This is a genomic window from Pelovirga sp. C15f (assembly GCF_057178085.1).
Genome location: NZ_JBXUCV010000008.1, coordinates 1 through 16089, shown reverse-complemented (window position 1 = coordinate 16089; position 16089 = coordinate 1). Strand labels below are relative to the sequence as shown.

Here is a 16089-nt window from a genome sequence, read left to right as displayed (position 1 = left end):
GTAATATAAATTTAAGTAAAATCAAAAAAATAATAAATGCAATATTTTTACTGCAATCAATCCTTATGTATTAATTAGTTCAACTCCATAAATCATTCAATGCTTTGATTACAATCTGGAAACCCCGGCTCATTTTCTGGCCCCTTTTATTTTTTGGCTTTACGGAAACGTTTAAAACCTTGAGCGTTATTTGTCCTTTTAGCTTTAGTACTTGGTCGTCTGAAAATTCACCAGATAGAAAATTCTTTATATTTACTTTTAACGACTTTGACCACTTTTGCATTTCAAGGCAGCTCTGCTTTTTATTTTGTCCGTATTGTGGATGGTGAACTATTAGCAAGTTCTCCTTGGAAATCTTGCAATTCTCTATAAACTTTATGAATTTTTGAGCTTCAACATAATTTCCAAATGTTATGCCGCCCCACCTTGTATTGAAATTCTTAATTGCTTGATTGACTCCATTTTTGGCAGTTTTTATTTTCCGACCATCGAAGTCTCTTGTCTTCTCATAGACATGAGCTGCCATTTCAAGATCTTTTTGAGCTATGGGTGAGCGATCAGAATTATATTTCAGTACCAAAAAGATGGCCTCATCCCAGGGGGGGAGTGAGTTCTCTTCGACTTTGTATTCTAGGGCTTTAGTTTGCTTTGAGTCTTTTTCTAACGGGTGTCTTAGTTGCTTAGAAAATCTCCCCTCAATTGCTTTTAAGGCCACCTGAAGTGGGTGGAGGTTGCCTTTGTCAAGATATTTAAAGGCTGTCGACCTGTCACTCCCGGTCAGATTAACAAGTGATTGGTGGTTCATATCTATACAGTTTTGGTTCTTTTGTAGGTGAAGCCCGAGAGTAAGGTCGAGGAAGTGGTTATAGTGTTGACTTGATGTATGTGGTGATGCATGACCCATGAGAGCGGAAAAAATGAAATTGTTTTTTCTGTTCCATTTCTCATTTTTCCTGATTTTATCTAGCAGGGGACCAATCTTTACGCATGGGCTAGCGAGGGTTTCGATCACTGGCCAAAAATATGGTTTATCTAGCGCTTGGGCCTGAAGGCTTAACCAGCTCAGGAAGGAATGTCTGAGATGGTAAAGAACTATCGTTTCATCAAAGGTGATTTTCTTTAACGCTTTTCTGACGGGGTTGTAGAGTTTGTCCTCTGGCAACAAGCCTTTTTTTTGGGATGGATGAGCTAAAAATAGACCATCGCCAAAGAGTTGATCCTCTGTTTTACGTTCTTTTGCAAAGGCTAATAAATAGGTTAGTTCTTCTTCGGTCAATAGGCCGGAGATCGGAATCCTGCGAACTCCTTTTTTTGATTTAGTGTCGCTAAGAGCGGTGTTGCGAATAAGTATTTCGTATGATGTGACACCTTGGATGTCCATGAGGCGGATTCCCCTTATCTCAGAGGGTCTTAGTCCGCATCTGAACATCAGAATGATTGCTATGATGCGCAGTTTTTCCCACCTCCCATGTGTTTTTTCCCATCCATGCGACTCTAAAAGCATCGTGTAAATTTGTTCATCTATGAGGTTCGAACTGACACATGTTATCGCACCGCTACCAGTGTTAAGCATCTCAGACCATTCCAGTGGTGGAAGGCTGTAGTAACCGGTCAGAAAGCTATGAAACTGCCTAATTTTCAAGACTTCTGATGGCTTGCGCTGGGCAGTTTCTTCGTAGATTAGTTCTAAATCACCGGGGTCGATCATGATCGGGTTTTGATTTTTGGCGGCAGCAAGGAGGTCCGCCCCAATGCCGGTTAAATAACGGTGAATGCTCGAAACTTTTATGGCGTTGATATTGCGCCTTTCAACTTGCGTTATTCTTTTCTCAAGAAATCGTTCGGCCCAGAAAATCAGCAGCTGGAAGGTTGGGCTTAGTTCGTGCCCATACTTTTGTCGGAAAGTGCTTAAAATTGATGAGCCCTTGCGTTTTGAAATTTTTCCTTTTTTTGGTTTGCGAAGATCTTTAAGGAGCTCTGCCATGAGCTCCAGCTGTATGGCCGTCTTGCATTTTTCGTTATTGTAAATTCTCCGCACACTGATAGGTTTTTGCTCTTCATCGGTCATGATTGGTTTTTCAACAGGTATCGCTTTGCCTGTCAGGCAGCGCAACCAGCTTTCCAGCGGGAGCGATGTCGCAGGGAGATCCCCGCAGGCGAACCCGACGATATCGTGGGGCATTAGTGTAATGTAGCGAGCCAGAGCAATGTCTAGCAGGTTGTTTAGAGACGGTGGCCGAAATCTACGGGACAGATCAAGTCGTTGAAAATAGGTTGCTGCACAAGTCCAGGCCGTTTGGTTTTTCTTTAGGGCGATATCTTGAAGGGATTGAGGTAGCCGATAAATCAATAGGCGAGTCAAGGGGTCAGGGACTAGTCGATGATGGAGCACGTTGTTTTTCTGGTTTTCTGTGTCATGGGAAAGACTCATTTCTATCCAAAAGATGTTGTTCGCTTGGTAGTAGTCGCAATTTAATAAACTGCTCCAGAACGGCTGAATCCATTTTCTGTTAATAAGCCCTCCGAACATGATCGCAGTGACCAGGATCTGGCCAAACCGTTCATCCTTGTTTTTTGGTAAGCCAGCTTTGATGTCTTCCGAGATGGCGTTGACTATTGCCTTAGCATTTTGTAGGTGGATAAATTTATTACGTGTTGAGTAGGTCTTTTCATGTTTGACGGTGATGTAGACAGGGGCAAGTGGAACATCCCAGAGAAGTTCTCTGTTTCCTGCCTCAAAACCGCGTGCCAGAAAATTAAAACACTCAGCTTTTTGTTTTGATTTTAACTTGGTGCTGAGGTGTTGTGACAAAGCCAGTATGTCGTTGGTGTAATAGCTGCTCCCTTTGGCCCCTGTATAGAGATCTGGAAAATGCTCTTTAAGAAAGTTAAGGGCAATTTTTTCGGTTGAATTAAATATGTCTTCAGAGGGAGAGTGTTTGTTGCTTGCTGCTGCTACCCAAATGTATGCAGGTTCTATCATGGCAATAGCCCTTCTATGGGTAGCCAACCATCTCGCTCGAGAATAGCGTCCAAGTGGCTCTGCATTTGCTCGGAAAAGACGATTGGGTCAAGGTTGGAAAATCGATTCCATGGTTCTTGCCCTGTTTCCCAATGACCGAGTTGGGCCTCGTAAAGTTCTGGAGAGCACCCGCGATCCTGTAATTCATTTTTTATATAGTGTCGATTTGCATTTACCGGAAGATCGTATTTATGAATACCTGCTAAGTAGGGACTTAGGATTGCCGGTTTTAGTAAGACAATTTTTTCATCATCATTCGTAAGGTAGAACAGGTTTAAGGGGGATCCTGGCGAGCAGTAGTTTTTGAACAGGTTGAAGATTGCAGGACTTTCTTCCGAAAAAAAATCGTAGAGGTAGTTCAAGTGTTTCCTGTAATTGCTGATTTGTTTTTGGCAGACAGTAGGAATAGTAACCATGCGTGAGTGGTAGTGGGTTTTGTCGTCTTTGTCACTGATAATTCCTAAGCCGCTCTTGAAATCAATTTCATCTTCGTCAAAAGATGGATCATGGATGGCTCGAAAGCTCGTCGAGAAGGCAATTAGGCATGATGTGTAAATTGCGTAGTGGTTATGAAAATTCTTAACCTTTTTGAATGTCCTAATGCCTTGAGGTCTGGCTTGTTTCAGAGCGGTGCGCAGACTTTTGATAAGATTTTGCACAGCATCCGTTTTAGGGCAGTATGGGGTGCCAAGTCTGGCATCAGGATTCACCGGGTCTGGATTTCGAAAGGTTGCTGTTCGCAAAACTTCACTAAATGTTAAGACAATAAGATTGCGATAGCTGCGCTCCATTCGTTGGAGTGGCGCGCAGGTGTAATGCATGCGGGCAATAAATCGTTCTGGTGGCTGCCCGAAAAAAAGCATAGAGGAAGGAATGTCCTCCTGGGGTTCCCTGGAAAGAGCATTAACGAAATAGCTTTGAATTCTTGAGAGGCTGAGCCTAGAGCCGTATTGAGAATTTAAGTTGCTGAAGATTTTTTTGAGTTCAGTAACGGTTTGCTCAACTTGAGAGGGTTCAATGAGTGTGAGTGGGATTTTTGAATTAAGCAGTTCGGAGATACTATTCTCTACAGCATAGCAAAAAATATGAGTTAGCGGGATGTGGCTGAAGTAGATCACTTTGTGCGCCAGTTTGGAAGTTATGAGGCGGCTTTTTGGGCTAAGGTTTGGGCCGGGCGACCTTAGCCTGATGAAAGGTGTTTGGTCGCTTGGCCAGTAAATCCCTTCAGGGGAGTTGTGGGCTAGCGCCTCTTTTTGCAAGACGTAGAGGCGTGCGGCTCTTTCTACGGATATGCCCGCCAAAAACATGGCTCCAAGCACGATTTTATGTACCGCCGGGATTTCTGTTTTTTCATCTCCACAGATAAGTTTTATCAAGATACTGATGTCAAATTGATTCAGTTCATCCCAGGAAATTGGGCTGAGTTGATTGGAGTGAGCGAGATGGTTGCTGCGATGTCTTGCCTGAATTGCCAGGTCTCTTCTCGTGATGTGAGAATAGCGTCTGTTGTCGGGACATGGGACAGGAATTTGGTCCCACCCGCTCGTAAGCTCTTTTTCTGATCCTCCATGGGTGATGTAGTTCTCTTCCTCTTCAGGGGTTAGAAGGGGGGAACTGATCTTGCTGTCTCCGGTCCACACTCTGGAAAGACTGAGCTCAGTGTCTCCCTCGTTTAGGGGTAATTTGGGTTTCAATGGTTTTGCTTTTTGTGGTGTACCCTTTGATAGACGAAGGGAGAGCTTAAGTATTCTTCCTGTCTCGCTCAGTAATTTGTGATCGTCGTATAGTTGAAGAGTTTCAAAATAGACTTGGGGGGATGTCGCGACATTAGGAAGTAATGAGATGAGCTTTGTGTGTGATGCCTTACAGAGGGTTCTTACTGCAAGGAAGTTGTTTTTTAGTCTGGTTATGTTGTCTCTGAAGTCGTCAGGCAGTTTATGCGTGGCCACAAATATCTGGGCTAGGAAGGTGTCCTGTTTTTGGATTTGGTCGTGGTCGTATGTGTCAGGTGGTGAGATAGCAAGGCAGCAATAAAGGGGATGGCTCTCCAGCTTAGAGTAGAGTTGCTTTTCGATCTCCTCTCCCTCAATTGGAATGAGGGAGTCCAAGATTAGATTGTTTTTGAACCGGTCATACTGCTCAAGCAATTTATTTGTAGTGGCAATGGCTGATTCCAGTTTGGGCGAAATGATCTGTGGACCGTCTGCTTCCTCGAAAACTCTTTTAGCTAGGGGAAAGATAGATGGGACATTTTTCAATACGAGAAAGAGCCTTTGCAAATCAGGCGGTGCCATGATCATGTCAAAAATCTCTTCAACATCTTTATCTGCAACTCTGCAGTATTCTCTCGCGAATTTTTTGAAATATATTCTTATTTCGTTCGTTGATGTGCGGAGAGGTGTCATGTTGTTTTTTTGTAAAGGGTGGGTGGAGTGGCTCCTAAAAATTTGGAGCAAGTATCGACAGAGCCTGCCAGTGCGGGAGAAAGGTTTTTTCTTATTTTCTTGGTGGTTAGTCGACTGTACTGAAAAAGGCTGGACGCCGGGTCTTTAACTGCAAAAGCAAGCATCCCTAAAAAGACATCTGCATAGATAAGCTGCTTTAATTCTTCCTTGTTTGTATTCTTGGGCAGAATGCCAATAGGGACTGTTTCATTATCTGGGATGCGGTTCGCTATTATATGGAACGTTCGGCGGCCGCAAATGCAATGTTTCTTCTCTGACCAGACGATGATGGGGTGCAGCCGAGCAATTATCTGCGCGCTTTCGGGTGTGAGGTTGTGGAGCTCTTCTTTGCCTACTTGTGAGAGAACGCAAAGATAATTTGGCCCCTTTTCTGGTAGCAGATCTGCCGGGGGGAGGGAGATGTTTTTGATATATTCTTCTGTCCAAGCAAGGCTTCTGAGCATGGATAAATCTTAGGTTAATATCATTTCAATGTAAAGTATTTTAAATATATAGTCTTATTTAAAATGAATCTATATTACATAAAAATAAAAATATATATTTTATAAAACGTATAAACACACATTATTTAAGCATTTTTTTGATTAGCATGTTGTGTTAGGCTGATTCCCTCCGGAGGCACAGAGGTTCGAATCCTCTCGGGCGCGCCAATAATATCAATGGGTTAGCGGATTTCGCTGACCCTTTTTTTGTGTCTGTGACGTTCTTGTGACGATTCTGTGACAGTCGTTGTGACGAAATGACCGTTACCCTCGGGAAAATCACTGATTTGCCGAGGGTAACGGTCAGGGTCAAAATGACCTTTGCCTCAGATTCGTCACTGTGACAATGTATTTCCAGTGACTTATAAAATAAAAAAACATGCCAACGCACTATTTGAGAAAAATAATATAAAAAATTGAGCCTGTTTGACCTTTGCCAAAGAAAATTTTGCCACTCTTGCTCCCCCTCTTTATTTGCCAGAACCGCTCAGTTTTGAGCGTTAAAACCACAGCACTGCCGCTACATCCATCTGTTCCTTCAAGCCTCTCCCCCACCTACCATTGTCATCCCCAAAGGCCATCTGGTTTATGTATGATAAGTCATAGGTGATATAGGACTCGATGGTAAAACAAATATCGAGAAAGTCCAACCTACTGAAATCAGGCTGGGGTTATAAATGTCGGGTATATGGTGATTTACGAGACAGACATAATTACCTGCGTCGTTAGGCAACGGTTCACTCAGTAAGTGTCAGCTGAATACTAAAGCCAAGTGACACACAATTTATCGATCATAGAAACAAACTTGTCAAAATCCACCGGCTTGGTCACATATCCATCAACACCGCAGGCGCGTGCTTCTAAGCGGTCCTCTTCGATATCGGAGGTTGTCAGTACCACCACGGGGATCGTTTGAAGCTCCGGGTCCTTCTTGATCATGGCGAGAACTTCAAGCCCACTGACATGAGGCATACGCAAATCCAGGAGAATCAGGTTTGGTCTGGGAAATACGGATGGGTCTTCGTAAGGTCCGCGACGATAGAGATAGTCCAGGGCTGCCCTGCCATCCTCGACCTGTTGGAGGTGCACATCATCAACGTGGCGCTGAAGTGCTATCCGAACAATAGCCGCATGAGCAGGCTCGTCTTCTGCATGCAAGATGACCCTGGTTTTTTCGTTTGTCATATTGTCGTGTCCTTAAGGACAAGAACATCCGGCAGGGTAAAGTAGAAGCAGCTTCCCTGACCCTCTCCAGCCGATTCAACCCGGATGGTGCCGCCATAATACTCAACAATCCGTTTTACCAGGGTCAGTCCCAAGCCCGTGCCTTCGGTGCTTTTGTCAAGCCGATCGAACAAACCGAATATTTTACCCTGATACGCCTTCTCAATGCCTATCCCATTGTCGCGAACGAAAAATTGAATTCCCTGATCGATTTTCTCAGTCCCGATCTCTATTGCCGGGTCTTTCTGGTCTCCCATGTATTTGGCGGCGTTGCCGATCAGGTGCAGCCAGATCTGTACCAGCGTGTCCCGGTCGCCGCATAAATCTGGTCCCTCTTCGGCAATGGTCACCTTGATCCCCTCTAGCTTGCTTTGCCTGGTCAGTTGGTCGATGGCATCCTCTACTAGTCCGCGCAATGCCGTTGCCTCTGTGCCACGATTTGTTGAATCAATACGGAACATCAGTAGCAGACTTTCGAGCAGATTATTCATCTGCCGGGTGGCAGTACGGGCATAACCGAACACTCGGGTTAGCTCGGGATCCGTAGTTTGCGGCAAGGAACTCTGAATCAGTCCCAAAGAGGATTCGATGCTGACCAGGGGTGTCTTCAGCTCATGAGAAACGGCATAGTTGAACTGCCTCAGGGCTCTGTTGCGTTGCTCTAACTGGGTTTTCTGTTGCTCCAAGAGATCTTGCGCTTGTTTGCGGATACTGATGTCCTGGGCAAAACCATGCCACATGGTGCTGCCGTCAGGTAGTCGTTCCGGGGATGAGTGCCCCTCTACCCAGATGACGTTTCCTGATGGATGCAGCACCCGGTGTTGATTTTTCCAGACATCCAGAGTGTCGGCTGACTGCTGGATCGATGTGATAAACTCAGCGTGATCCTGCGGATGGACGGCTGCAAAAATTGCCGCAGCATCGGCTTTGACATCTTCGGGATGGACGCCATAAATGGCAGGCAAGGCGTCACTGACATAAGGTAGTCGGGATGTGCCATCCGGGTTCAGTTGAAACTGATAGATTATACCCGGCAAATGGGCTGCCAGTTTCTGCAGACGCTCCAGCAATTCGCGTTGACACTGCTCACTTTGCCGGTGTTGTTCAAGGTACAGGCGCAAACGCCGGCGATGTCCTTCGAGCAGAATCAGTCCCAAGATCCAGACGCCGCCATAGCCAAAGCCATAGCCGACCCAGGCTTGTTGATGGGCCTGCCTATAGGGTTCCCAGGGAAGGGCGACGGCGATACCACCGACCAGATCACCCACCTGATAGCCCTGAGAGGCATGACAGCGTAGACAGGGGACTTCAGCATAGAAAGGTGACATGACGCGTAAAAATGTTTCACCCTCCAGCTGTTCCAGGCTGGAATATTCTTTGACTCCAGCACTAAATTCTTGCAGCGCCAGTGTTTCCCAGGCATCCGGTCGGTTTTCCGGTCGTAAGGGATTAAGGCTGGTAATCTTGCCACGGGTGCCGAAACGTTCGCTGGCCAACTCATGAACCTGACGGGTCATGTAGGCCGGGTTCACCAGGGTCAGTGGTTTTCCTGTCGGCGTTGCAATATCGCGATCGGGGATATGGGCAAGATACGGATTAGGAGGTGTCTGAGGCGTTACCGGGACATAGACACCGCCCTGCTCTGAAGCCCATAGCCGGTAGATTTTGTCTTTTTCGATACTTTCTCGCGCCGCGGTGAGCGCCGTGGCCTGAAAACCAGCGGCAACCCGATCATAATGCCAGTAACCCAAGGCAGCGATAGTCAGGGTCCAGAGCAGGGCAGCAACAACAAAGTAGAGGGGTGATGTTGCTTTGTTGTCGTTGGTGGGCTCCGGAGTAGATGTTGTTCCATGGTGATGTTGTGTCACTTGATCACCTCATGTCGATTCACCGCTCCCGGCAGGGTGAAATAAAAACAACTGCCTGTACCCTCTCCAGCCGATTCTACCCAGATGCGGCCTTGGTAGATGGACACAATTTTTTTTACCAGGGCCAGTCCCAGACCGCTGCCTTCGCTGCCCGCGTTGAGTTGGGAGAAAAGATTGAAAATCCGTTCGTTATGCTCTGGCGCAATCCCCCTTCCGTTGTCCCGGACATAAAAAACGACATCTTGCCCTTCTTGAGTTGCTCCGACCTTGATGTGAAGCTGAGCTTGTTCGCCCCTATATTTGACAGCATTTTCGATCAAATTCTGCCAGATCTGCCCGAAATGCATGAGATTTCCATGTAACTGCTGGGTCAATTCTCTGGTTGATACCTCGACTTGATGTTCCTGTAAAATACCTGCCAATGTGTCTAAACTGTCATTCACGAGCTTTTGGGCGGTCTGGGTTTGTGCCGGGGCATCGATCCTGCCAATGCGTGAGTATTGCAGCAAGGCATCGAGAAGTTGCTGCATTTTATCCGAGGCTTTGTCGATATAGTTGATGTCTTCGGTGATCTGTTGATGGTCAGTACCAAGAAGGTCCTGCCGCAACATGCCTGTATAGGTTCTGACGGTAATCAGGGGACTTTTAAAATCGTGAGAAACGTTGTAGATAAATTGCTCCAGTTCATGGTTTTTCCGCTCCAGCGTCCATTGAGCCTGCTTGCGTTCAGTGATGTCGCGAAGAAACGTGAAAAAACGACCCTCATTCAAAGGACTGTAGGTCGTACTAACTTCTGTGGACCAGGCCGAACCGTCTTTACGTTGATGCGCGCTTTCAAATAAATCGCTCCCCTGTGCCATTACCTTGTTAATGTGTCGTGCGACATCTTCAGCATTTTCGTTGGCATCAAGATCGGAAATATGCAGGCTCAACAACTCATCCCGATCGTAACCGGATAAAGCCAGGTAAGCTGGATTGGTATCCAATATGTGTCCCTGTGTGTCGATGGCTAAAAATCCATCATGTGAAGCAAACAGAATACTTTGATAGGCATTTTTCTGTTCAATGAGATCCTGCTCAATGCGCTTGCGCTCGGTGATGTCATGCACAATAGAGAAAAGTAAAGTTGTACTGTTCACCGATATTGGGCTCGAATGTACTTCGACAGTTCTAATTTCACCATCAGCAAGTTGGTGTGGAAAGATGAAATAATTTCGGTTTTCTTCAATAGCGGCCTGCCTTTCCGCAGCTACAACATCAGGTGAGAGAATATTGATCTGGCTGATATTTAGGCGTAGCAACTCTTCTCGCGAATACCTATAGAATTTTTCCGCAACCTGATTTGCATCGAAAATTTCGCCGGTTTCTGGTTTTATCAACAGCATTACGGCGCTATGGTTACGGAACATCTTTCTGAATCGTTCTTCGCTCTCCCACAAGTTTTTTTCGGCCCGCTTGCGTTCGGTGATATCTACAAAGGAGACCACCAGACCGATAACTTTATCATCCTGTCGGATCGGATATGACCAGTACTCGACAGGGAAACTGCTGCCATCGGCCCGCCAGAACATTTCACTGTCACAATGAACCTTCCGATTCATGCCTTTTAACAGATCACATTCTTCGGCAGGTATCATCGTTCCGTCAACATGGGAATGGTGAATCAGGTCGTGCATGTTACGACCGATGAGCTGGTCTGCATTGTCATAGCCCAGGATCTGAACGCAGGCAGCATTGCAGAAGGTACAGATACCCTGAGTATCGAGGCCGTAAATCCCTTCAGCAGTGGAGTCGAGCAACAGGCAAATCATGTTGTTGCTCTCTTGTACTTCATGGGTTGCCTTATTTACCCGATGGCGGAGGAGCACAATAAACACCAGTCCGCCGAGAAACATCAGCGCTGCCACGACCGCCAGCTTGACTACCCAGGCAGGAATGACTTCTTCAGGTTCCTGCCCGGCACCCCATTTCAGGCGGGCCTGGTAATAAACTGAAGCGTTGTCCTTGCGCCAGTCCAAAAGATAATCGTCCAGCAACCTCAGCAGCTCGGCATTCTCTCCCTTGGCGGCAGCAAAGTAGATATTGAAGGGATTAAAGGCGATACCACTGGAGTGCACCTCATATCGTTTCGCAGCAGCATCACCGAACACTGAGTTGACGACCCCGCCGCTGACCTGTTTATCTTTGACCGCAGCGAATACCTCGTCAAAATCAGCATACTCAATAAATTGACTGCTGATGCCGAACTTGGCCAGATGCTCCTTGAAAGAGCGGGCATTATGATCCCCCAGCATGACCGCAATCGGTTGATCTTTAAAGTCTGTGATCGGCACAGTTGACACATCCTGAGGGATATAGAGTTCCCCCCAGACGGTGAGCAGAACTTGCTGGCCGAAATCCATGTATGTGGCGCGCTCTTCGGTATAGGCGGCACTGGTAACCAGCTCGACATCACCAGTTCGCAACCGCTCCAAGCCCTCGCTCCATGAGCCGAACACATACTCGAACCGAAGCTGCTCCCGTGAGGCAATCTCGTCCAGCATATCGACATAAAATCCCCGAGCCTGATTATCGGTGTCGAGGAAGATGGCGGGATAATAGTTGAAAGCGGCGACACGAATAGTAGGGATGTCTTTGCCCCACAGAGCTGTCGGCAACAACGCCACCAGAAGCACTGCGGTAAGAGCATGTCTTATCAATAGTTTCTTCATGAAGCCCTCACACCAATTTGAGCATGAAGAGCAAAAGTGTTCCATTCCTGTAATTTGTCACCAAAAAGAGCGACAAAGTTTTGGTGTCGGAACCTATTAGAGAAGAGATCGCTGGAGAAAGAGAGATGTGCTGGAAAAGAGTAAGGTTCCATGATTACCTTCTGTGTGGGACGGGCAAGAATAAACCTGCCAGGACAGACTTCAAGCCGCCGCGTCGCTCATTTTAACAACCATCCCCCCGGGGGACAGTAAGGCAATATGTCACCTTGTCATTTGCTTGACGAAGACCCGTCGACAGTCGATTGAAAACCTGTACGCGAATGGATCTACGGCAACCCGCTGTCCCTGGGGGATCCGTGGCTTTGCTTCCCCGGATTGCTCGGGGTTTGCTCTTTGTGGTTGTATTCTTGACTATCTTACCAGACGACATCCTAAAAATTTCTGACTGAGGGCCTTCAATCATCATTTTTTTTAACAAGTGGATTATTTTTCTGCGGACACTCCAGGCACCATGTCATGTAAACAGGTGCCCTGCTGTAACAGCTGGGCAAATTCATCTGCCGGCAGCGGTTTGCTGAATAGATACCCCTGCATGGCATCGCAATCGTTGGCGATCAGAAACGCCAATTGCTCTGTCGTTTCGACTCCTTCCGCGATGGCTGTGAGCTGCAGGTTGTGAGCAATATCAATAATGCTGGAGACAACAGCGGTGCGAGCATCTGATGTGCCGATATCGCGAATAAAGCTCTGATCGATTTTCAGGTGATCGACCGGAAAGCGGCTTAAATAGTTCAGGCTCGAATAGCCGGTCCCAAAATCATCCAGGCTCAACGAGACACCCAGATTTTTCAGCGCAACCAAAGCTGTTTGGGCTCCTTGCTGATCATCCATGATCATGCTCTCCGTCAGTTCCAGTTCAAGCAAGCCTGGGGCGAGTCCTGATTCGCACAGAATGGCATTGACGGTGGCCGCCAGATCTTCCTGGCGGAACTGGCGGGCCGACAGATTGACAGCAATCTGGATCGGTGGCAATCCGGCCGCTTGCCAAACAAGGTTCTGACGACAGGCCTCTTCCAGCACCCAGGTGCCGATGGGGACAATCAGTCCGGTCTCTTCAGCCAAGGGGATAAACTGCCCCGGGGAAACCATTCCCAACTGCGGATGCTGCCAGCGCAACAGCGCTTCACAACCGCTGATATCACCGGTTTTTAGGTCGACCTTGGGCTGGTAATGCAGGCAAAACTCCTGACGCTGCAGGGCACCATGGAGATCATGCTCCAGATCCAGCGTTTCAACACCAAAGGAGGCCATCTCGTCGTTGTAAAACGAAAAGGCACTGCCGGATTTTTTCGACTTGTACATGGCGATATCAGCGTAACGGATCAAGGTCTCGGGATCATGACCATTCTGTGGACAAGAACTGATCCCGATACTAGCGGACAACATCAGCTGGCGCTGCTCTACCTGGTAAGGTTCCGTGAAGATCGCCAATATTTTCTGCATCACCCGATTCAGATCCTGGGCAACAGCGACCTCCGTCAGTAATACCATGAATTCATCACCGCCAAAGCGAGCCACCGTGTCGGTTTCACGTACAGCGCTTTCAAGCCGGTAGGCAATCTGACACAACACTGCGTCGCCTGTGGCATGTCCAAGGGTATCATTGATCATCTTGAAGCGATCAAGATCTAGCAAGGCCACCGCCACAACGCGCTGGGACCGCTGGGCGTAACGGATTGCCTGGTCAAGCCGATCCATCAGCAAGACCCGATTGGCTAGACCCGTCAGCGCATCATGATTGGCCTGGTATTGAAGTTGACTCTCATAGCGTTTTTGAACGGTGATATCTTCTTTGACTCCAATGTAGTGAGTGATCCGTCCCTGATCATCTCGCAAGGGTGAAATCTGAGCACGTTCCCAGAACAGATGCCCATCTTTGTGCTTGTTCAGCACCTCCCCCTGCCACTCTTCACCAGCCCGCAGGTGGTTCCAAAGCTGACGGAAAACGTTTTTATCCATTTGTCCTGATTGGAGTATCCGCGGATTTTTGCCCATCAGTTCAGCAACGCTGTACCCGGTAATTTGAGTAAATTTTGGATTGACGTATTCTATCGCAGCGTTAAGGTCGGTAATGACCACGGCGGCTGGACTCTGCTCTACTGCCTGGCTGAGTTTGCGCAGAAGCAGTTCGTTCTCTTTACGTTTGCTGATATCCGTAGCAATCTCCATCCGCACCAACCGGCCATCGACCCAGGGGATTGCGGTGTCCCGGCATTCATACCAACATCTGTTGAGAGTGTTATGGAACTCCCAGACAAGGGTCCCGGTTGGCTGCCCCTGAGCATCAATCAATTTGTCATTGGTACAGAATGAACAGGGACCATCAAGGCCGTTCTGCAAAGAAGACCAGCAGCTTTTACCGACAATATCACCAAATATTTTGCGGGTGTGCTCGTTGATAAACAGAATCTCGTACGTTTCCATATCAGAAATATAAACGGCGGCATCCAGACTGTTGATGACTGTAGTCAAACGTGTGTGCGCCTGTTGCTGAACTTCTTCTGCCTGTTTGCGTTCAGTAATGTCTTGTAGGGTTTCAATCACGGCGATCATCTGACCGGTCTCATTGTAAACCGGGGTTGCGTTGAAAATGACATAACGTTGAGTATTGTTTGCCCCGGTTAGCCAGCGTTCTGCCTGCAGGCCACCATCTGCAAAATCAGATTCCGTATAAGAAGAATACAACGAAGACATGGTGTTCTTATCGAAGTGGTCAAGGACGGCATCGGCCAGACAAGGGCGTTCATGGCAATAAAAAGCTTTCCAATGATCTCTGGTGCCAATGACATCAGCGCCTTTGATGCCGGTCAGTTCTTCACAAGCCACATTCCAGGCGATGACCGTATGGTCAAGATCGAGGACAAACAAAGGCATCCCGGTATGTTGCAGTAACGCTTCCAGCATCGCCTTTTGTTCCAGAATCTGGTTTTTCATCTGCTTGTGAGCACTGATATCGATATCAAAAGAGTAGAGCTCGGGGGCATTGCCATTTCTAAGAACCAGGCTGTGGCTGGCAAAAACTTCTACCAGCGCACCATTTTTGTGCAGCAATGTCAGTTCGCCCGAAGGATGTACGTCAGCAGAGATGTTCATGCTCTTAAAAGCATGCCGTACCTCATCCGTCATTTCAGACGGGATAATCAGATCAATCAGATTCTTTCCCAGGGCTTCAGCTTTGGAATAGCCGTAAAGTTCTTCCGATGCCTTATTCCAATAAAATACCGTACCATCGGCGCGATATCCCTGTACTGCAACGGAGCTGACATCCTCCAACAGGGTACGAAAACGCAGCTCACTCTCCTGCAAGGCGACTAACGCATTATGGTGTTCCTGCTTGATTCGCCACTCACGCAAGGAGCGTTCGACGACGCGGGCAATCGTGGCAAAAGATTCTGGACTTTTGACGATATAGTCAAGAGCCCCGGCCTTCAGGGCCGCGACAGCTAATTCTTCAGTGCCTTGCGCGGTCATGATCAGAACCGGGTAGGAGCGCTGGTCCAGCTTTTTATTGAGGAAATCAATTGCGCTGCCGTCAGGCAGATTCAGATCAAGCAGAAGAAGATCTGGGCAGTTAGCTTCAACTTCCTTAGCACATTGCTGCAAGTTGATGGCAATGGAGACTTTCACCAACTCGCTGTGAGCCAGCAGATGGCGTTTGATCACATCAGCATGGGATTGTTCGTCTTCAACGATCAGGATACGAGTTTTACGCTGGTTCATCATTCCTCGCTTGACTGGTTACGTGCCGTTGACAGAGTCAACTCGAAACTCATTCCCTCTCCTTTATCTTCAGATGCTAACCCGATGGTTCTTCCATATTATTCAGCAGTTTACTCGATGAGATTTGATGCAGTCGCTATGGACGCCAGAGCAACCCAGGCCAACCCATAAGTTATTGCCTATCGATGACGCCGGGATCTGAACAGGTTCGTCCAGATCCCGGGGAAAAGGTGTCTATTGATACTACAGAAAACTAGTATTTACCAAACTCATCGTCATCCAGCGCAATAGGTTGTTTGGCAGCAATCTTCTTCTGTGGTTGTGCCGGTGACTCGCCCCAGCCGCTGTTTTTCGCTGCCGTTGTCTTCTGCGGTATAGCTCGTACGTTGGAGTGAGCGCTGCTGCCACCTTTAAGGGTAAAGCGCATCAGCATCTCGCGCATCTGGGCGGCCTGGCCGGAAAGCTCTTCGGAGGCGGCGGCACTCTCTTCAGCACTGGCGGTATTCTGCTGGGTGACCTGGTCAATCTGGGTGATCC

General features: G+C 47.6%; 8 protein-coding genes and 1 riboswitch. All 8 genes read right to left on the bottom strand.

The genetic code is table 11. From position 1 onward, the window contains the following. Nucleotides 1-79 precede the first annotated feature (79 nt). A complete protein-coding gene (locus tag AC1931_RS13900) occupies nucleotides 80-2983 on the bottom strand; it encodes a hypothetical protein (protein ID WP_483877887.1) in 2904 nt (967 codons plus the stop codon). Continuing rightward, nucleotides 2980-5322 (bottom strand): hypothetical protein, encoded by a 2343-nt coding sequence (locus AC1931_RS13895; protein WP_483877886.1) that lies wholly within the window; start codon nucleotides 5320-5322, stop codon nucleotides 2980-2982. The genes AC1931_RS13900 and AC1931_RS13895 overlap by 4 nt, the downstream gene beginning before the upstream one ends. 101 nt (nucleotides 5323-5423) lie before the next feature. Beyond that, nucleotides 5424-5930 carry a hypothetical protein gene (locus AC1931_RS13890; RefSeq protein ID WP_483877885.1) on the bottom strand — a complete coding sequence of 169 codons (507 nt, stop codon included), beginning with the start codon at nucleotides 5928-5930 and terminating at the stop codon, nucleotides 5424-5426. A gap of 801 nt (nucleotides 5931-6731) precedes the next feature. Beyond that, nucleotides 6732-7154 carry a response regulator gene (locus AC1931_RS13885; RefSeq protein WP_483877884.1) on the bottom strand — a complete coding sequence of 141 codons (423 nt, stop codon included), beginning with the start codon at nucleotides 7152-7154 and terminating at the stop codon, nucleotides 6732-6734. Further along, nucleotides 7151-9061, bottom strand: a complete 1911-nt coding sequence (locus tag AC1931_RS13880) for an ATP-binding protein (protein ID WP_483877883.1) — start codon at nucleotides 9059-9061, stop codon at nucleotides 7151-7153. Before AC1931_RS13880 ends, AC1931_RS13885 begins: the two co-directional genes overlap by 4 nt. Next, nucleotides 9058-11772, bottom strand: coding sequence for a PAS domain S-box protein (locus AC1931_RS13875; protein WP_483877882.1), 2715 nt, complete (start codon nucleotides 11770-11772; stop codon nucleotides 9058-9060). Before AC1931_RS13875 ends, AC1931_RS13880 begins: the two co-directional genes overlap by 4 nt. A gap of 327 nt (nucleotides 11773-12099) precedes the next feature. After that, a riboswitch (cyclic di-GMP riboswitch) is annotated at nucleotides 12100-12173 on the bottom strand. Nucleotides 12174-12255: 82 nt separating this feature from the next. Then, on the bottom strand, nucleotides 12256-15552 hold the full coding sequence (locus AC1931_RS13870) for an EAL domain-containing protein (protein WP_483877881.1): 3297 nt from the start codon (nucleotides 15550-15552) through the stop codon (nucleotides 12256-12258). Between the two features lie 253 nt (nucleotides 15553-15805). Further along, on the bottom strand, nucleotides 15806-16089 hold a 284-nt coding region (locus AC1931_RS13865), incomplete at its 5' end, for a hypothetical protein (RefSeq protein ID WP_483877880.1).

Excerpts from the sequence above, each read along its gene's own strand:
- AC1931_RS13885 (WP_483877884.1), bottom strand. The coding sequence starts at position 7,154 with ATGACAAACGAAAAAACCAGGGTCATCTTGCATGCAGAAGACGAGCCT.
- AC1931_RS13890 (WP_483877885.1), bottom strand. The coding sequence starts at position 5,930 with ATGCTCAGAAGCCTTGCTTGGACAGAAGAATATATCAAAAACATCTCC.
- AC1931_RS13875 (WP_483877882.1), bottom strand. The coding sequence starts at position 11,772 with ATGAAGAAACTATTGATAAGACATGCTCTTACCGCAGTGCTTCTGGTG.
- AC1931_RS13870 (WP_483877881.1), bottom strand. The coding sequence starts at position 15,552 with ATGAACCAGCGTAAAACTCGTATCCTGATCGTTGAAGACGAACAATCC.
- AC1931_RS13895 (WP_483877886.1), bottom strand. The coding sequence starts at position 5,322 with ATGATCATGGCACCGCCTGATTTGCAAAGGCTCTTTCTCGTATTGAAA.
- AC1931_RS13900 (WP_483877887.1), bottom strand. The coding sequence starts at position 2,983 with ATGATAGAACCTGCATACATTTGGGTAGCAGCAGCAAGCAACAAACAC.